Annotated in this window: 14 protein-coding genes; 6 read left to right on the forward strand and 8 right to left on the reverse strand. The window is 34.8% G+C overall.

Annotated elements, in window-relative coordinates; genetic code table 11:
• Positions 1-62 precede the first annotated feature (62 nt).
• A complete protein-coding gene (locus J6569_RS03860; protein WP_174799385.1) occupies positions 63-1,166 on the forward strand; it encodes a YcbX family protein in 1,104 nt (367 codons plus the stop codon).
• Here J6569_RS03860 and J6569_RS03865 read toward each other — a convergent pair.
• Positions 1,156-1,728: a cell division protein ZapC gene (locus J6569_RS03865; RefSeq protein WP_085163963.1), complete on the reverse strand. Its 573-nt coding sequence runs from the start codon at positions 1,726-1,728 to the stop codon at positions 1,156-1,158. The genes J6569_RS03860 and J6569_RS03865 overlap by 11 nt on opposite strands.
• A gap of 293 nt (positions 1,729-2,021) precedes the next feature.
• A complete protein-coding gene (gene ilvC, locus J6569_RS03870) occupies positions 2,022-3,500 on the reverse strand; it encodes a ketol-acid reductoisomerase (RefSeq protein WP_065589683.1) in 1,479 nt (492 codons plus the stop codon).
• A 172-nt stretch (positions 3,501-3,672) separates the two neighbouring features.
• Between ilvC and J6569_RS03875 the strand changes: the two genes are divergently transcribed.
• Genes J6569_RS03875 through fis form a run of 5 tightly spaced genes read left to right on the forward strand, consistent with a single transcriptional unit; the run spans position 3,673 to position 7,558 of the window.
• Entirely contained in the window at positions 3,673-3,909 is a 237-nt protein-coding gene (locus J6569_RS03875) for a DUF997 family protein (protein WP_085163961.1), read from the forward strand.
• A 6-nt stretch (positions 3,910-3,915) separates the two neighbouring features.
• Entirely contained in the window at positions 3,916-5,367 is a 1,452-nt protein-coding gene (gene panF / locus J6569_RS03880; RefSeq protein WP_085163960.1) for a sodium/pantothenate symporter, read from the forward strand.
• Complete coding sequence (gene prmA / locus J6569_RS03885; protein ID WP_296317685.1) at positions 5,342-6,208, forward strand: 50S ribosomal protein L11 methyltransferase; 867 nt, start codon at positions 5,342-5,344, stop codon at positions 6,206-6,208. Before panF ends, prmA begins: the two co-directional genes overlap by 26 nt.
• Before the next feature lie 38 nt (positions 6,209-6,246).
• On the forward strand, positions 6,247-7,254 hold the full coding sequence (dusB, locus tag J6569_RS03890; RefSeq protein ID WP_065589687.1) for a tRNA dihydrouridine synthase DusB: 1,008 nt from the start codon (positions 6,247-6,249) through the stop codon (positions 7,252-7,254).
• Positions 7,255-7,261: 7 nt separating this feature from the next.
• Positions 7,262-7,558 (forward strand): DNA-binding transcriptional regulator Fis, encoded by a 297-nt coding sequence (fis, locus tag J6569_RS03895; protein WP_034883623.1) that lies wholly within the window; start codon positions 7,262-7,264, stop codon positions 7,556-7,558.
• A gap of 604 nt (positions 7,559-8,162) precedes the next feature.
• On the opposite strand, the gene J6569_RS03900 is transcribed toward fis, so the two are convergent.
• The 6 genes from J6569_RS03900 to J6569_RS03925 form a co-directional block, all read right to left on the reverse strand.
• A complete protein-coding gene (locus J6569_RS03900) occupies positions 8,163-8,846 on the reverse strand; it encodes an amino acid ABC transporter permease (RefSeq protein ID WP_296317687.1) in 684 nt (227 codons plus the stop codon).
• Positions 8,847-8,852: 6 nt separating this feature from the next.
• Positions 8,853-9,578, reverse strand: coding sequence for an amino acid ABC transporter permease (locus J6569_RS03905; protein WP_034911070.1), 726 nt, complete (start codon positions 9,576-9,578; stop codon positions 8,853-8,855).
• 2 nt (positions 9,579-9,580) lie between these two features.
• The gene (locus J6569_RS03910; protein ID WP_085163957.1) at positions 9,581-10,408 is read right to left on the reverse strand and encodes an ABC transporter substrate-binding protein; all 828 of its coding nucleotides are present in this window, start codon (positions 10,406-10,408) and stop codon (positions 9,581-9,583) included.
• Between the two features lie 196 nt (positions 10,409-10,604).
• Entirely contained in the window at positions 10,605-11,027 is a 423-nt protein-coding gene (gene ndk / locus J6569_RS03915; protein ID WP_085163956.1) for a nucleoside-diphosphate kinase, read from the reverse strand.
• 19 nt (positions 11,028-11,046) lie between these two features.
• A complete protein-coding gene (gene pbpC / locus J6569_RS03920; RefSeq protein ID WP_296317689.1) occupies positions 11,047-13,344 on the reverse strand; it encodes a penicillin-binding protein 1C in 2,298 nt (765 codons plus the stop codon).
• 133 nt (positions 13,345-13,477) lie between these two features.
• Positions 13,478-18,634, reverse strand: coding sequence for an alpha-2-macroglobulin (locus J6569_RS03925; RefSeq protein WP_296317691.1), 5,157 nt, complete (start codon positions 18,632-18,634; stop codon positions 13,478-13,480).
• Positions 18,635-19,436: the final 802 nt, after the last annotated feature.

Raw genomic sequence — 19,436 nt, forward strand, 5'->3', positions numbered from 1 at the left:
CTATAAGATATGGGTAATTAAGTATATAATTATCAGAACATTTATAATCTATTTAAGATATTATGATTTTCGTCAATCAACTATACATCTACCCAATCAAATCGATGCAAGGGATACAATTAACAAAGGCTAATACTGTCGATGGAGGCTTTGAGCATGACCGTATATTGATGCTTAGTGAACCCGATGGCACTTTTATCACGGCAAGACAACACCCTGAGCTCCTGAAATTCAAAACATTCATAGTAAAAAACGAAGTACATATTTCGCTATCTCCAACAGAAATGATAATATTTAATCTTGATGAGTTTTCGTTGAATTATGAGCCTACTGAAATTTGGGGTAATCATTTTACTTCATTAATTGCCCCTATAAGAGTCAATCAATTTTTCAGTCAAATTTTGCATAAAGATGTACAATTAAGATGGGTTGGTCAACAATTAACTCGTCGAACCAAACGCTATCCTGAAATTCCTGTTAGTTTTGCTGATGGTTATCCTTATTTGTTATTAAATAAAGCTTCATTTGATTATTTACAACAACAATGCCTTGAAAAACTCGATATTAGACAATTTCGTGGAAATATTGTTATTCAAGGAGCACTACCTTTTGCGGAAGATGGCTGGAAAACAATAAAAATTGGCAATGTGATTTTTGATATTGTTAAACCTTGTAGTCGCTGTGTTATAACGACAATGAACATAAAATCTGCAACATCCTTAGCTGATAATGAACCAATTAAAACCTTACGTTACTTTAGAGCCGATAAGCAAGGTGAAATTGATTTTGGTATGAATATGATAGCCCGAAATCATGGAACAATTTCAGTTCACGATAAAATTGAAGTATTGGAACGGCAACCAGCTAAAAATTATATTAAAACCTTTCCAACAGAAATAAAAACTGAAGCAAAAGTTTGTACAATAAATTTTGAAAATCAAATAATTAAAGGTAATAATAAGCAAACTATTTTAGAGCAGTTAGAACAACATAAAATAGCATTACCTTATTCTTGCCGTGCAGGTATATGTGGACGTTGTCTAGTTGAATTAAAACAAGGTGAAGTAGAGGCATTAACACAAGCTGCTATTAGGCGAAATAATAAAATTTTAGCCTGTAGTTGTGTGCCTAAAGGAGATATTACCATTAAATTACTTAAGAAATAGCCTTAAATTCAAAATTATCTGAAGTCAGCTTTTGTTCAGTAAATTTTTTCTCTACAGATATTAATCTATCATTCATTACTTTAATTGCTTCAGAAAACACAAACGTTTTATTCATTGCAATAAATGAAGCTTGTGCAATAATACAAAGAGATGCATTTTCCCCTGCTTCAACGACCATTAAACAAACCTTTTGTCCATCTTCTTGTAAAATTACCTCAACAATATCAGCTATTTTGGGCTTGTATAACATTGGTTGTTGTGAAAAATACCAACTTTTAGGCATTTGAGGCTTTAAAAAATTAGCTGCAACAATAGCGTTAATAGCTAGTTCAATCTTTTGTGAATCTGTCAAATTAAGTAACTGACAACTATTATAAAATTGATAATAAGACGTTGCGTCACTAACAGAAAATGGAAACTCACCAAAAACATCAGGAACTAACATTTTACTTGGATAACAAGAACGAAATAACATTTCAGATGAAACTTCAAGCATTAAACTATCGTATTCGCTATCAAAATACCATCGCCAACAATCAGTTGGTCGAAAAGTCATTTTCATTAATATGTTACCCTTATCATTTGATTTAAAATTGGTCAAAAAGATAACATAAATTACATAAAAAATAAATAAAAAGTTAAAATAAAAATAATTTAATTATATAATTTTTAAAAAATTTAATTATAAAGTGAAAGGATCAAAAAAATATAAATTGGATCTAAATTAGATCCTTTTAGATCTAATCATTTTATACTGAAACATATACTTACCTGAAAGTTTTTTACAATAAATTCAATTTTTAGATACAAAAAAAGGTACTTTTCAGCACCTTTTTTATAATTATAAATAGCTATTTAGCTTGCAACATTGATGCGTTTCATATCAGTCATGTAACTACGTAATTTACGACCGATTGTTTCAATTGGATGATTACGGATTTCTTCATTCACATCGCGTAATTGTGCATTATCAACACTACCTTCAGGGATCGCTTTACCTAAATCGCCAGCTTGTAACATTGGCATAAATTTTTCTTTTAATAGTGGTACAGCGGCATTAGCAAATAGATAGTTGCCATACTCAGCTGTGTCAGAAATAACAACATTCATTTCATACAAACGTTTACGTGCAATAGTATTAGCAATAAGTGGTAACTCATGTAATGATTCGTAATAAGCTGATTCAGCTAAAATACCAGATTCAAGCATAGTTTCGAAGGCAAGTTCAACACCGGCTTTAACCATTGCAACCATAACAACGCCTTGATCAAAGTAAGCTTGTTCATCAATTTTACCTTGATAGTCAGCAGCTTTTTCAAAGGCGGTTTCACCTGTTTCTTTACGCCATTTAAGAAGGTTCGCATCATCATTTGCCCAGTCTTTCATCATAGTTGACGAAAACTCACCTGATATAATGTCGTCCATATGTTTACGATAAAGATCCGTCATGATCACTTTTAATTCTTTTGCTAAAGCATTTGCTCTCAATTTAGCTGGATTTGATAAACGATCCATCATTAAAGTAATTCCACCTTGTTTTAGCGCCTCAGTGATCGTTTCCCAACCAAATTGGAGTAATTTACATGCATAAGCAGGATCAACACCATCTGCCACTAGCTTATCAAAACAAAGTAATGATCCTGTTTGTAACATTCCACAAAGGATTGTTTGTTCACCCATTAAATCTGACTTAACTTCGGCAACAAATGACGACTGTAAAACACCTGCACGATGTCCGCCTGTTGCCGCAGCCCATGCTTTAGCAATTGCTAGCCCTTCACCTTTTGGATCGTTTTCTGGATGAACTGCAATTAGTGTTGGCACACCAAAACCTCGTTTATATTCTTCACGAACTTCAGTACCAGGGCATTTAGGGGCTACCATCACTACTGTAATATCAGAGCGAATCTTTTCTCCTACTTCAACAATATTAAATCCGTGAGAATAGCCAAGCGCAGAGCCTTTTTTCATCAACGGTTGAATAGCTTGAACAACGGCAGAATGTTGTTTGTCAGGAGTCAAATTGATAACAAGATCTGCTGTTGGAATTAATTCTTCATAACTTCCAACTTTAAAACCATTTTCAGTTGCTTTCTTCCATGATGCACGTTTTTCAGCAATAGCTTCTTTACGTAATGCATAAGATATATCTAAACCTGAATCTCGCATATTTAGACCTTGGTTAAGACCTTGTGCTCCACAACCAACAATTACAATTTTTTTACCTTTCAAAAAATTAGCTTCTGATGCAAATTCATCACGAGCCATAAAACGACATTGACCTAATTGTTCTAATTTTTCACGCAAATTCAATGTATTAAAATAATTTGACATTTTTCTCTCCAAGAGTTTAGGTATTCATAATCAACAATAAAACACTATATAATACTTTTAATATTGCTAAAATTGATATATTTAAAATATAATATTGCATAAATCGCAATATACTTGCTAAGTTCAATGCTTTCTTTTACTCTAAACCACCCTTAATTTTGAATAAATCAATATGGATGCTCGATATAAACAAGCAAATAAAGAGGCTAAACTTTCTTTATTACTAACTTTTATTTATCTTCTTGGATGGATCGTTTGTGCATACTGTATTAACGACAAAATAGGATTTTTAGGTCTTCCATTGTGGTTTGAACTATCTTGCATTATGGTGCCTATCGGTTTTATATTGCTTTGCTGGTTAGTTGTAAAATTTCAATTTAAAAATTTCTCATTAGAACAAACTAAGTGATCTAACATGCATTTAGATATTATTGTACCGCTTGTCATCTATCTTGTTTTTGTATTCGCATTATCAATTTATGCTTATGTAAAACGCAAAAAAGTAAATCAATTTACTGATTATTTTATCGGTAATCGCACCATGGGAGGATTTTTACTCGCCATGACACTAGCCGCAACTTATATTAGTGCCAGCTCGTTTATTGGTGGTCCTGGTGCTGCTTATAAATTTGGCCTTGGTTGGGTGCTATTATCGATGATCCAAGTTCCAACTGTATTACTCTCGCTTGGTATTCTAGGCAAAAAATTTGCCATTTTAGCTCGTAAATATGATGCTATAACGTTAAGTGATATGCTTTATGCTCACTATAAAAGTAAAACTATTGTTTGGCTAGCAAGTATTACCCTTGTCGTTGCCTTTATCGGCGCAATGACAGTACAGTTTGTTGGTGGGGCTCGCTTACTACAATCATCAGTAGGTATACCTTATCATACGGGCTTATTAATATTTGGTATTGGTACGGTTATTTATACCGCATTTGGCGGTTTTCGAGCCAGTATATTAAATGATGCTTTTCAAGGGTTAGTGATGATCATAGGTGCTATATTATTACTTGGTGCTATTATCTATGCAGGTGGTGGAATCACTGCAATAATTGATCAGCTAATAAAAATTGACCCTGCTCTTTTAACACCACAAGGACCTAATGACTTTATGGACTTTCCGTTCATGGCTTCATTTTGGATATTAGTTTGTTTTGGTGTGGTTGGCTTACCTCATACTGCTGTTCGTTGTATGGCCTATAAAGATAGCAAAGCAGTACATCAAGGAATTATTCTTGGCACCATTGTCGTTACTGTTATTATGCTAACTATGCATTTATCTGGTGCTTTAGGGCGTGCTATTATTAGCGATTTAACCATTCCTGATCAAATAGTACCGACATTAATTATAAATGTATTACCACCTTTTGCTGCTGGAATCTTTTTAGCTGCTCCACTTGCCGCTATTATGTCCACCATTAATGCTCAATTATTACAAGTATCATCTGTTATCATCAAAGATCTGTTTTTAAGCATCAAAACTAATATTAATTTCAGTGATAAGTTTCTTACTCGGATTTCGGTCACTATCACTTTTATTTTTGGTGGGTTACTTATTTGGGCAGCATGGACCCCGCCTGATATGATTATTTGGCTAAATTTACTCGCTTTTGGTGGACTTGAAGCTGTCTTTTTATGGCCGTTAGTACTTGGATTATATTGGAAAAAAGCTAATGCTACTGGTGCTCTTTGTTCAATGCTTACAGGAGCTATAAGTTATACATTATTGGCAAGTTATAATATTAAATTATTATCACTACACCCAATAGTCCCCTCTTTAACTATTGGATTTATTATTTTTATTATAGCCAATATGTTTGACAATAAAAGGAAGAATTATGCCTTGGATTCAACTCAAAATTAATACAACCAACGATCTTGCTGAACAAATTAGCGAACAATTAGAGGAGTCTGGTGCTGTATCAGTCACTTTTCAAGATACCTTTGACACGCCTGTCTTTGAACCATTACCCGGCGAAACTAAACTTTGGGGTAATACCGATGTGATTGGGCTTTATGATGCTCAAACAGATATCGATGAATTAAGAGCAATATTAAATCTTGAACAATATTCTTATAAAATTGAACAATTAGAAGATAAAGACTGGGAACGTGAATGGATGGACAACTTTCATCCTATGAAATTTGGTGAGCGACTTTGGATTTGTCCTAGTTGGCGTGACGTGCCCGACACTAATGCTGTTAATGTTATGTTAGACCCTGGATTAGCATTTGGCACAGGTACTCACCCAACCACGGCATTATGCTTAACTTGGCTTGATAGTTTAGACCTTAAAGATAAATTAGTTATCGATTATGGTTGTGGTTCTGGTATTTTGGCGATTGCTGCGTTAAAATTAGGAGCAAAACAAGTAATAGGTATTGATATCGATCCTCAAGCCATTCAAGCTAGCCGTGACAATGCACAGCGTAATGATGTCAGTGAAAGACTAGAGCTTTATTTATCAAAAGAGATCCCAGACAATTTGCAAGCAGATATAGTTGTTGCCAATATTTTAGCTGGACCATTAAAAGAGCTTGAACCACATATAAGTAAATTAGTAAAACCTGAAGGTAAACTAGGTTTATCTGGTATTTTAACTACCCAATCATCAAGTGTTTGCATGGCTTACCAACCCAATTTTAAATTAGATCCAGTGGTTGAACTTGACGAGTGGTGTTGTATCACTGGTAAAAAAAAATAAAAAAAATTAACGCTACCCCCTTTTAAGTTTGAAAAAAAATGCGTAATATAGCCGACTTTAATTTACTTAGCATTGGTGAACTAAAATTAAAGAATAATTTAATTGCTGCACCAATGGCTGGAATAAGTGATAAACCATTTCGTAATCTATGTCATCGATTTGGTGCTGGTATGACTGTTTCAGAAATGTTTTTAGCAAATTCTGATGTTTGGCATACCGATAAATCAGCTATGCGAATGATAGCGAGTGATGATGTTGGTATTCGTGCAGTACAAATTGTCGGTTCTGATCCCGACGAAATGGCTAAAGCTGCTGAATTTAATGTCAAACACGGTGCTCAGTTGATTGACATTAATATGGGATGTCCGGCTAAAAAGGTCAATAGAAAATTGGCTGGCTCTGCTTTAATGCAGTATCCGGAACTTATTAAAAAAATTTTGCAGAAAGTTGTCGGTGCAGTTGATGTTCCGGTAACATTAAAAACGCGGACTGGATGGAATAAAGAAAATAGAAATTGCATAGAAATCGCACAAATTGCACAGGATTGTGGTATAAAGGCAATTACTATTCACGGAAGAACACGTGCTTGCTTATTCAACGGTGTCGCTGAATATGACTCTATTAGAGCAGTTAAAGAAAATGTTACAATTCCTGTAATTGCTAATGGAGATATTTGTACACCTGAACAGGCAAAAGATGTTTTTCAATATACGCAGGCTGATGCTATAATGATCGGGCGAGCGGCACAAGGGCGACCTTGGATATTTGAAGAAATTGCATTCTATTTAACACATGGACAGTTACAGAAAAACAAAAGTATTGATGAAGTAGAACAAGTTGTACTATCACATCTTGATGATCTTTATCAATTCTATGGAGAATACAAAGGATTAAGGATTGCCAGAAAGCATGTAAATTGGTACACCAAGAATTATGCTGACAGCGATCAATTCAGGCGCTTATTTAGTGTACTTAGCAATACAAGTGAGCAAGTAAACACTCTAAAAGCATTTTTTAGTAAAATTAGAAACAACCCAAAGAGTTAAGAATACTATGTCAGAACAACGCGTTACAGCTGCAGCACTTAAATTTACAACTGTAAATTCTCAAGACCAAATAACACAAAAACCATTGCGTGATTCAGTGAAGCAAGCTTTAAAAAACTATTTATCACAATTAAATGGTGAAGATCCTACAGACCTTTATGAATTAGTGTTAGCTGAAGTTGAACATCCATTCCTTGATATGGTTATGCAATATACACGCGGCAATCAAACTCGAGCAGCAAATATGCTTGGAATCAACCGCGGTACACTTCGCAAAAAATTAAAACAATATGGAATGAGTTAATCTTCTATTATTTAACATTTTATAATATAAAAAGTACCTTAATATAAGGTGCTTTTTTTCTATTTTAGAACACAATGAGAAAATTCATTGAATTATCCTCTTTCATAAAATATATAAATAAACTGGGTTTCTATACCTCATAAGAATAGTTTTAATCTGACATTTGCGTTATTTTATAACGTAACTAGGAGTGTCATAATTGAATCAAACAGAAAAATCATTAAACCTAAATTATGGCTTTTAGAATTAACCAGCAACTTAGTACGCACAATAAGCCTGTAAAGTCATAGGATATAATCGAGATAATTATTATCGCTTTAAAAAATGAGCAATGAGAAGGGACTTGCTCTTCAAGAAATCAGTTGTAGTAGCTCAGATTTAATTTAAGCTAGTACATTTAAAAATGCATCTTTTAAGATTAGTGATCATGAAAATTCAATAATATATCTTCCACATTTTTTTCGACTTATACAAATAATATTTAATAGCTATATTGAAACACATCCCAAAGCTAAAGATTCAATCGAATTTTACATGAATAAATTAAGAGAACGTTATTCAAGTAAATAGTGAAATCCCCCATATACCCTATGAGAATATTGTTTTATTTAAAGCAAAATAATTGGCGTTTTGAGAAAAACGTAACCGCAAAATCAAGCGAGGCGCAGATGATAAAATAAACAACTATAACAAATAGAAAGATTTCTGTTGGATAAATCATACTACGATTATTAATTTGGGTTGCAATAAAAGTAAATTCTGCTACTCCAACAATATAAGCCAGTGAAGTATCTTTAATCAGTGATACCCATTGATTTACAAAAGACGGCAACATCATTTTAAGGGCTTGTGGTAATATGATAAATATAATAACTTGCTTTTTAGTTAAGCCTAATGAAAACGCCGCTTGCCATTGTTCTTTAGCCACAGCAATCATACCTGCATGAACTGAATGTCCAATGTATGCAGCTCCTATCAAGGATAATGCAAATATTACCGTTGCAATTGCTGGCACATCTACACCAAGTAACACAGGTAGAAGAAAGTAAGTCCAGAAAATAAGCATAATGACAGGAATAGCTCTTAAAAAACCAAGTATACCAACTAAAAAATAACGCATAACTCCTTTTAAAACAGTCAACCCGACTCCAGCAAGAATACCCAAAAAACTTGAAAATATAATTGCGGCAAAACTCATTAACAGCGTTAAAAAAATTCCTCCAGGAAAATTTCCCCACATCATATAACTGAAATTGTGGTAAATAACCTCTAAACCTTTAAGCTCCATAAAAGATTACACCTTACCTATTTGCAATCGTTTTGCTTGATAAATATTACCCAAAGTTCCAACAATCACTATCGCCAAAATATATAATAAAGTTGCAATAGCAAAATCTTGAAAGGTTTTTAATGATTCGGTTTCAACTTGACGCGATACATAAGAAAGTTCTAACACACCAATGGCCATTGTTAACGACGAATTTTTTATAATATTCATGTACTGACCAATTAAAGGCGGAAATGCAATACGAAAACTTTGTGGCAAAATAATAAATCGCATACTTTGCCACCAAGTTAAACCTAATGCCAATGAAGCCTGTTCTTGCCCTCGACTTACACCAGCTATACCCGCTCTAAACTCTTCGGCAATAAAAGCACTGGAATAACAAGTTAAACCAACTAAACCGATTATAAATTCAAATGATGGCATTTTCAGTGAAAAAAACAGCAACTGGATTTGCGGTTCGTCAAATAACCATAATTTAAATTCTATTGGTAATAAATTACCCACACCAAAATACCAAAAAAAGAGTTGAGGCAATAACGGAGAATAACGAAAAATTGCGTTATACCCCATTACTATAACTTGAATGAATTTAATTCGACTTTGTTGAGCAATAACCAGCAAAAAACCTAGTGATGTTGAAAATATAATGGTTAGCAATGAGATAGCTAACGTAACTAAAAAACCATCCCATAACCACCACAAATAACGAGGCTCAAGTAGTTGCTCATACATAACTACTGACCTTTACCAATTTTAAAATCACCACGAGGCATCGCTGATGCAGTTTCAGGTCCAAACCAACGATTATAAATCGTTAATGCTTCACCATCTTTTTCTAGTGTTAACAAAATTTGATTCACTTTTTCTTTCAAACGATCTTCCCCTTTTGGTATACCAACAGCTTGATATTCTTGAGTAATACTAAATGGTGAAATTTCAAATACAGCTCGTTGTTCTTCTGGTAAATTCGCTAATAGGCCGATTAATTTTGCATCATCTTGAGTAATTGCCTGCACAACACCATTACGTAACGCTGCAAACGCAAATGGTGTATCATCATAAGAAATTACTTTAGCTGTTGGGTATTTTTCTCGCAATGTAATTTCCATAACTGTACCTTTATCGGCACCAATACGAAGATTTTTCAAATTATCTGCTGATTTCAATACTCCTTTTTTTGCTACAAATTTCTGACCAGTCGCAAAATAAGGAAGACTAAAATCAACAGTTTTTGCTCTTTCATCAGTAACGGTAAAATTAGCTACAATTAAATCGGCTTTTTGGGATGTTAATAACGGAATTCGATTGGCCGGATTAGTCGGAACTAGCTCAACATTAACCTTTAATGCTTTTGCTATCTCGTTGGCATAATCAACGTCAAGACCAACAATTTTATTTGTCTTTTCGTCAATATAACCAAATGGCGGATTACTATCAAATACCGCTATTTTTATTTCTCCTCGTTTCTCAATATCATCAAGGCGATCTGCATAAGCAGAATTTGCACCTAACAAACTACTTACTAATGCAACAACAGCTAGTGATTTAGTCAACAATTTCATTCTGATTCTCCCTCAATCAAGGTTATGTTATGTACCGTTAAAGTCTAGCAACAAAGAATCGAATAAATAAATAACAAATACTCACATGGTTATAACTTAAAGTTATATGTAGTAGCTTTCGATTAATGACATTAAAAAAACTAATACAAGCTAAAACAGCTTATATCACTATTTTGATTTATTTAATAATATTGATTTACCCTACTATCTCGCTATCAACAAAAAAATAAGCAATTTCTTTTTCAGCCGTGGCTAGAGAATCTGAGCCATGTACGGCATTTTCAGTCATACTGTCAGCAAAATCAGCTCGTAAAGTGCCTGTGGCTGCTTTAGATAAATCAGTTGGTCCCATCAATTCTCGATAACGCTTAATAGCATTATCGCCTTCGAGAATCTGAACAACTATCGGCCCAGATATCATAAATTTAACCAACTTATCAAAAAATGATTTACCTTGGTGCTCAGCATAAAATCCTTCTGCCTGTTCTTTTGTTAATCTAAGCATTTTTAAGGCAATAATGTTAAGTTTTGCTTGGCTAATACGGGTTTCAATTTCACCAATCAATTGTTTTTTAACGGCATTAGGTTTGATGATAGATAAGGTTCTTTCAATAGCCATAGGTTTGCTCCTTATTGGTTTAATCAAGGGTAAATGTCATTCGTGAAATTTGTCCACTTTGATCTAATAAAAATAGATGATGTAAACCTTTATGAGTAACTGTCAAAGCTACCTTTTGATCGCCATACGTTTTCTCAATAAGTTGACCATCTAAAAACCACCATTTGTCACCAACACCACCTTGTGGAGTTAGATCGATAGTGACATCTTGCTGCCCAGGTAATCGTTTTACCAATTGCTTATCTTGCAGCCCAATAATATTGAGTGGCAAAAAGATATCTTTACCAAACACTGGGCAATGATTATCAACTTCAGGAATTAGCGATTGTCGACGTTCTTTGGGTAGTAGCCAATTTTCTAAAGCTATTGGCCAAAGTGCAACCTGTTTTTTATGTGCATTGCTACAGTCTGCTGACACACGTTTGCCGGCATCATTTACCCAAATAGTCACCCACCCTGAACGATAAATATTATTATTAAGTGCCGTTAGCGTATCAAGTGTTGGAGGTATCATATTATTTAATACCCATGCATTTTTTTGACGGTGGCAGTTTTCATCAGTTGCAGGTAACTTTTGTCCTGATGGCCAACAAATTTTTTCTAAGGTTACTGTTGTCGGTTTAGTTACTAAGGGAAGTGGGCGATTTATTCGTCGCTCTTTATTTAATAATAACGTGTTAACTTGCTGTAGTATCGGCACCGCTGTAATACTGCCATATTGACCAACAACGGGCGTTCCATCAGGACGACCGACCCAAATGCCAATCAAATAGCGAGGATTGACCCCAATCGCCCATGCATCACGATATCCATAGCTAGTGCCTGTTTTATAGGCAAGCTGATAATTATTAACTAGCATCTGTCTTGTGATCCATGCACTTCCATCGCTAATAAATGGCTTGCTTAGTAAGGGATCTGCTTGCGTAAATCGTAAAGGACTTACTTGCCCATGACGAGCAAAGGCACTATATGCGCTAACTAAATTATCCATTCTTAACGACGCACCACCCAAAATATACGATATATTAGGATCATTACCTTTAGATTGAAGCGGTAAGCCAATACTAAACAGCTTGCCAGCAAATCGTTTTGGTCCATAAAGCTCAATTAACTCAACAGCAGGTAAGTTTAATGAGTTTTTTAATGCCTCTGAGGCACTGATTGGTCCATAAAAATCTTCATCAAAATTCGTAGGTCGATAATCAGAACTGATTCTAGGTGTATCTTGCAATAACGATTCAGAATGAATCATGCCGTCATCAATCGCTAAAGCATACATAAAAGGCTTTAATGTCGATCCAGGAGATCGAAGCGAACTTATCATATCAACCTGACCGAATCGCTCTTTATCGTTAAAATCAACCGACCCAACATAGCCTTTTACGGACATATCCGTATGATCGACAACTAAAATAGCTAGTGAGTTTTTGGGAGGTAACTGATTTTTACGATTAGCAGCAATATCTTCAAGGCTGTATTGAAGGGAGAGATCGATATTTGATCGAATAATATCAACATCAGGATATTGTTGACTTAACCTTCGAGCTAATAAAGGAGCTAATTGTGGCTTTTTACGTGGGTAAACCCATACTTCTTCTTTTCTAACTTGCTCTATAATATCAGGTGACCATACCTGATATTGAGCCAATCTTGCTAGAACTTTGTCGCGTGCTTGTTTGGCTCGTTCGGGGTACCTATCAGGACGCAAACGACTGGGTGCTTGTGGCAATACGGCCAATAAAACCGCCTCACTACGTGTTAACGCTTTGGGCTCTTTACCAAAATATGACCAACTAGCAGCCCCTAAGCCTTCGATTGTCCCGCCAAATGGGGCTCGATTAATATATAAAGTTAAAATTTCATCTTTTGTAAAATGTAATTCAAGTTGTAGTGTTCGAAATATTTGTTGTAACTTTCCTGCCATGGAGCGATCGTGTGGATAAAGCAATCTTGCAACCTGCATCGAAATAGTACTACCACCTGAAATAATTCTTTTATTGGTGATATTTTGCCAAGCTGCTCTCAATAAAGAGGCAGGATTAATACCAAAATGATCATAAAAATGGCGGTCTTCATAATTTAATAACACATCAAGGTAATCATTGGGGACTTCATCTAATTTGATAGGATATCGCCAAATACCATTTTCATCAGCAAATCGCCACAGAGGCGTACCATCTTGCGCAAGAATTGTTTGTGTTGTTTTATTTTTTGTTATTGATAAAGGATAAAAGTAATCGGCAACAAAAAAGCTACCTAATAACAAAAGGATAGAAAAAAATAAGAAAGCCAGAATTTTAAGTAGGCGCTTTTTCATTTTGTCAAAAAGTTTCAGGTAACACTATGTTTCAGTATAATATGTTTCAGTATAAATAGATGCCGCTAACAATTGTTAGCGGATAATCAATTTGTTTACATTTTAAAAATCAAATTTAATTGATACATACTCGTTATTGTTGTTTAGATTCATTGGGCTCGACATTGCGCTCAACAATAGACATTAAGTCAATTGATTGACCAATTGCAAACCGATCGGGCCGATACATAGATTCAACATAAGGGTATGGAATCATATAATTACCTGCCGTCACTGCTCTAGCCAAATAAGCAACCTGCGATCGATAAGTACCATCGCTCAAATAGTGATTAATATCAACTGCTGCAACATATCTATCATCACGGAATTCTTGATATTTAATATCATTGCTATCTTCATCTTTCAACAAATTGGCAAGTTCTGGTATTGCCTGTAAACTTACACTACTATTTGTGAGATTTTGATTTTCTAACTCAAGTCCAGCAGGTAAAAAATCAACAATTAACGCATCGTGAACGACCTCTTTATGTGCTCTAACATCCAATAATACCACCACTAAATCACCCACTTTCAAGTGATCAGGTTGAATTTTGTTACCTTTCAAATCGTAATAGGAACGATTGATAGTTAAAACATTTTCATCACTCGTTGGTGCAGGCGCTTTCTTGCCATAACCTGAAACGGTGAATTTAATATAAAGTGGTTGTGCATTTTCTGGATTAGAAATCGTTAATCTATTGGCTAAATTAGCAAAATCAAAAGAGCGTGATAAAGTCGAATCAACCTCATTTGACTGCTCGTTGAGCACAACATTAAATTTATGTGAAGATTTATGTTGTTCTAATGACCAGCCAGCCACAAATAATGCGTTAAGTTCCTGAGTTGAAAAATAACGAGTATCATTAAGCAAATCAGATAACTGAATTAAATAATCAGCTTGCTTATCAACACTTAAATTATTTTCTACCAATAAAGATAAAACTAATGCATTATCACGAATAGCACTACCATATTCGCCTAACCAAGAATAGCGATTATCATAACTTGTAGTAAATACTCGAGGCATCAAATTATTATAAATATTGTCAAAACCAGCCAGCTTAGCAGAAAGCGCTAACTGAGCAACTGGTAATGGTGACAATACTTTAAAATCACTTTCAGTGATCTGTTGATACATCCGATTAATTTCATTACGCATAGGCACAGTGATTTTATTTTGCCTTGCCAACACAGCTAAAGCATAAGCTTTAGTTGCAAATTGCGTATAATAGCTTACTTGTGAGTTTTCATAGTAGCTTTGTAAACTATTAAATGCATTGGCATCATAAGTATATTGGCTGATACGGGTAATTGCTGCATCAAGCGCTTTATTATTGACATTATAACCACGCTCACTTGCTTGGATTAAAAAATCAGTCGCATACACCGTTAACCAATATTCCTCGGCACTGTCTTTGCTCCATAAACCAAAACTACCATTATTACGTTGCATTGATAAAATTCGTGAAATACCTAATTGCACTTTCTCACGTCGCTCTTTATCCGATTCGGTTTTAATTCCCAAAGCTGCAAGCTGGTCTTGGTTTGCATACAATGATGGCATTAAACCACTAATGGTCTGTTCTAAACAACCATATGGATAAGCAAATAGCGATTTAATATATTGAGCAATATTTAACGGCGGTTGATTAGATACAATTAATTTACCATCAACCGTGTTTTCAATCATCTCAGCTATACTATCTTCAGGTAAAACCCAACTTTCACCACCATTGATTGCTGCTGCATAATATTTATTGGTAACGGCATAAGCTGGTCTAACACCGACCATCCACGATCGCTTGATCTGATAATTTGAGCCATCCTCCAATAAAATTCCTGTGACATTAATTGTCACCGTACCTTGTCCATAACCATAATCAGCAACAACTGGCACTTGAATAATCTGTCTTTGCTTGCTATCAAGTGTAACTTTCGTAGACTCAACTGCATTTTGATGAATCAAACCATCCGTCAAAACATTGACCTGCATTGTTTGTGTTTTTTCGGTTAGATTATTTAGATCTAGTGCCAAGGTAGCCTGATCACCACCCGATAAAAAGCGAGGTGTAGATAGCTCAGCAACGACTGGTGATGCAACTATCATGGCTTTTTCCGCTTTACCATAACGGCTATCATCCCATGCTTGAGCCATTATGCGTAATTCGCCATTAAAATTAGGCAAAGCAAGGTCAACAAAACCTTCACCGTCATCATTAAGATCAATAGTTTGCAATTGTTGAGCCACAATTTTAACTTCGTTTAATGGTTTTTTACCACCTGGGCCAGATTCACCAAGCATAGCATCACCACCAAAGCTCACATTCAAATTGCGTCCTTTACCTTCAATTAATTTGCCATACACATCATAAAGATCAACTTCATAACGTTTACGACCCAAAAATGCGCTATAAGGATCAGGTGTCGCAAAATTAGTAATGTTCAAAACACCTGAATCAACAGCCGAAACCAATACTGAAACCTTATGATCCTTTTGGATTGCACTTTTATCTATTTTGACCTTTATTGGAATAGTTTTTTCAGGCTCTGTCTTCGTAGGTGCTTCAATGCTCAAGTTTAATTGACGATTTGAAGTGTCAATTGGTAAATAAAGTAACCCAATTGCTCGTTTAATTGTCTGAACTGCAGCGTCAGTTGATGGGCGAATAATCATCGCACTAATATAAATATCATGGCGTCCCCAATCTTGGATTGGAATTTCAACATCAAGACCGTTTTCACCAACAGTGATATCTTTTTTCCATAATATACCATCATTGGTTTCAAGTGAAATATAACCCGAGCCTGCTACTGGAGCTTGTACATGTATTTTAGCAGTATCACCAACCGAATAGGCGGTTTTATCCAGGCTTAATTTAACCTGATCTGGACGAACAGCATTGGTGCCATTGGTATTATCTTCCCAATTATAACCACTTCTAAAACGTAAACTACTGATAATATTATTTTTAGTATCAACAACTTCAATACGATAAAAGCCATAATCATCCGTTTGGTAACTCACTTTAGCTGTACCATTAGCAGCGATAGACAGCGGTTGCTCTTGCACAACGAACTCACTTGAATTGTATGCTTGATACCACCCAGTATGTTCAGACCAAGTCCAATAATAATTATGACGTTCACGAATAATTCTTGCCTTTAAATGACTAGCAGCCAGCTTTTGCCCATCAGTGTTAACATAAGCCACTTCAAATTCAGCATTAGCACCTTTATCAACTGTCGGACTAGTTTCATATTTATCTAATGACCAATCATAATAAGGTGATTGAGAAAATAGTGCACGCACAGCAGGCATTTGCTGATTTGGCCAAATAATTTGGCTGGCATAACGAGTAACAGGACGTCCTCCTGAATCAAGTAAACTGGCTTGCAAAATAAATTTGATAGGAAAACCCAATTTACCCCAATCGCTAGTATCAATTCCTACTTGTGCATTGCCATTTTTATCTAAAGTCGTCTCAATATTATAAAGTTGTCTACCTATACTATTGTCAGTCACATTACCAATTTTATAATCAGCAAGTTCAGGTATTGAATCAATTTTTTTAAGATAAATATTACCTTCTAAATTATTTCCTGCTGCTGGAGCACCATAAAGATACCAACCTTTAACATCAAAATTGACACGTTTATCAAGCGTAATAGGCTTATTGGATGCGGTCGTAATTTCCATTGCCATACGCTCTGGTAAAAATTCTTCCACACGGAACCACACATAACGGTAATTATCGTCGCCTAAATTAAAACGAAATGCCCATTTACCCGTTGCTGCATTAGCTGGAATAACATATTGCCATTGATATAAACCGTTAGATTTTGCTTTAGCATCGACAGTAAAATTCTCAACAACTTGATTATCGGGTGACATAACATCAACCACAATTGGTTGCAAAGGCAATGGCTTACCATCAGCATTACGCAAAAGTGCATTAAAATAGACCGTCTCTTGTGGGCGATACAAATCACGAGGCCCAAAAGCAAATAGTTGTTTTTGATAAAAAGTAGACCCCGTTAAATTATATTCACTTAAATTTAATGCACTACGATCCAAATTCACCAAAGAAATTTGATTACCATCACTTGCCGTAAGTAGTGCATAATCCATATCTTTTGGCAAAGTGACTTCAGCATAACCTGTAGCATCAGTTTTAGCCGAAATAGTGGTACAGTTTTTATTACTATCTCGAATACTTTTGTTACATAAAATCGATATATTTACATCAGCAAATGGTTTTCCATTGTCAAGTCCATGGGTAATAACAGATAATTTACCATTGTTATAAGCATGAACCGCAACACCTATATTACTGATCGAAAATAGCGATGCAGGATTTGTATAATCGTAACTTCCTGCTTGATTCATAACAGCTAAATAAATCCCTTCTTGCTGAAGTTGCGGAATGGATGATAAGTTAAGTAATACGGTTTCTTGCGAATTACGCTTAGGATTAAGATCAAACCGAGACGTATAAACTAAATCAGCAAATTTATTAATATTCTTTGAATTCCAAGCTGACACTTGGTTAATAAAACCATAATCAGCGATAAAATCAGATAACTGTTCAGGTTTAATTTTAAAGAAATTAACATCAATTTTATTAACATTAAGCGTAGTAACAGGTAAACCTGTCATTGATTTGCTTGGCAACAAAAAACCATTACTAGCAAATCCCACCATCGGCAGGCGATCTTGAGTTTTAATTTCTGCTTGGTAGACTTCTTTTAAGCTGTTGCCATTAATTGCAGCTAACATCTTATCAATGGTGAGATCTAATTGACGATTTGGTTCAAGATAGCGATGTCTTAATTCTAATCCGTTATCCGACAACTCCCAAGCTCCGTCAACATTACCCGTTTGGCGATCAACTAAACGAAGTAAATTAGAAAAATTGAGTTTAGGATTTAAAGGAACCGAAAAGGTAATAACTAAAGTACTTGAACCATCAATAATGACCTCTGAACTATCAATAACAGTTAATTCTTTACCGTGATATTTTTCAACTAATTCTGGTGTGGGGTTAAAGGCTAGTTTTGACGATTCATCTTGTACGATATCGTTGTCATCACTAGGATTGCTAATATCAGCGGTTGTATTATTATCAATAACTTTTGTTTCTGATTGCGTTTCTGCCTGTTCAGCGCGTGTGTTTTGTTCAGCGTCTTTATTATCACAACCAGCTAATGCTAACAGCAGGCTAAATACAACTAAATGCTTTACTAACCCCATTTTCCACCCCATAAACAATAATTCTTATTACTAATTATTTTTATCTAAATTTTAACCACATATTATGTACTACCTTTGACCTTTTAGCAAAGGGTGTTTAGTAAGAATAGTTATAGTGGATTGGCTGAAAAATGTAGCCGACTTAAAGTTACTCGTCTTAGCCATAATATTCGCCTTTTTAAACTATCTTCGCCTTGTAAAATATTTAAATTTGTACCAATTTCTATCTACCTAATAAAACCAAATTCATCAATCCCTAATTAGCCTACTTGGATCGGCTACACTAATTCATACAACTTTTTTAAGGAGTAAGGTAAACTTATCACAACTAAAACGGGGACAAATATGAATAAGATTAAACGCAAAAGACGAACATTCACAGATGATTTAAAACACCAAGGGTCAGTCTTTATCAACATGGTAAAACACATAGTGAAATCGTTACAGAATATGATTTGACTCCATCAACACGAGATCGTTGGATAACGCAAGCAAACAAAAGTGGCTCATTTAAAACAAAAGATAATCGCACTCCACAAAAACAATAGTTAATCGTTTTGCGCAAAGAGCTTAAACAATTCCATATGGAAAACGATATTCTAAAGCAAGCAACACTGATAATAGAACGAAACTTGCTACCCTAAAAGCAAATCGATATCATTATAGCATAACAAAACTATGTCAATTTTTGGAATGGCACAACCATTTAGCCAACCTAAATATCTACCTTATTTAAATATATGATGCAATTGATGTTTAGCTACTTTTCTATTTATCTTTTATTTTTATCATAAAAGTTTTA

Source organism: Gilliamella sp., from assembly GCF_024104075.1.
Classification (GTDB): domain Bacteria; phylum Pseudomonadota; class Gammaproteobacteria; order Enterobacterales; family Orbaceae; genus Gilliamella; species Gilliamella bombi.

What these genes read in the sequence shown, in the direction of transcription:
- J6569_RS03860 (WP_174799385.1), top strand. Translation starts at nt 63, where the DNA reads ATGATTTTCGTCAATCAACTATACATCTACCCAATCAAATCGATGCAA.
- J6569_RS03865 (WP_085163963.1), bottom strand. Translation starts at nt 1,728, where the DNA reads ATGAAAATGACTTTTCGACCAACTGATTGTTGGCGATGGTATTTTGAT.
- ilvC (WP_065589683.1), bottom strand. Translation starts at nt 3,500, where the DNA reads ATGTCAAATTATTTTAATACATTGAATTTGCGTGAAAAATTAGAACAA.
- J6569_RS03875 (WP_085163961.1), top strand. Translation starts at nt 3,673, where the DNA reads ATGGATGCTCGATATAAACAAGCAAATAAAGAGGCTAAACTTTCTTTA.
- panF (WP_085163960.1), top strand. Translation starts at nt 3,916, where the DNA reads ATGCATTTAGATATTATTGTACCGCTTGTCATCTATCTTGTTTTTGTA.
- prmA (WP_296317685.1), top strand. Translation starts at nt 5,342, where the DNA reads ATGCCTTGGATTCAACTCAAAATTAATACAACCAACGATCTTGCTGAA.
- dusB (WP_065589687.1), top strand. Translation starts at nt 6,247, where the DNA reads ATGCGTAATATAGCCGACTTTAATTTACTTAGCATTGGTGAACTAAAA.
- fis (WP_034883623.1), top strand. Translation starts at nt 7,262, where the DNA reads ATGTCAGAACAACGCGTTACAGCTGCAGCACTTAAATTTACAACTGTA.
- J6569_RS03900 (WP_296317687.1), bottom strand. Translation starts at nt 8,846, where the DNA reads ATGGAGCTTAAAGGTTTAGAGGTTATTTACCACAATTTCAGTTATATG.
- J6569_RS03905 (WP_034911070.1), bottom strand. Translation starts at nt 9,578, where the DNA reads ATGTATGAGCAACTACTTGAGCCTCGTTATTTGTGGTGGTTATGGGAT.
- J6569_RS03910 (WP_085163957.1), bottom strand. Translation starts at nt 10,408, where the DNA reads ATGAAATTGTTGACTAAATCACTAGCTGTTGTTGCATTAGTAAGTAGT.
- ndk (WP_085163956.1), bottom strand. Translation starts at nt 11,027, where the DNA reads ATGGCTATTGAAAGAACCTTATCTATCATCAAACCTAATGCCGTTAAA.
- pbpC (WP_296317689.1), bottom strand. Translation starts at nt 13,344, where the DNA reads ATGAAAAAGCGCCTACTTAAAATTCTGGCTTTCTTATTTTTTTCTATC.
- J6569_RS03925 (WP_296317691.1), bottom strand. Translation starts at nt 18,634, where the DNA reads ATGGGGTTAGTAAAGCATTTAGTTGTATTTAGCCTGCTGTTAGCATTA.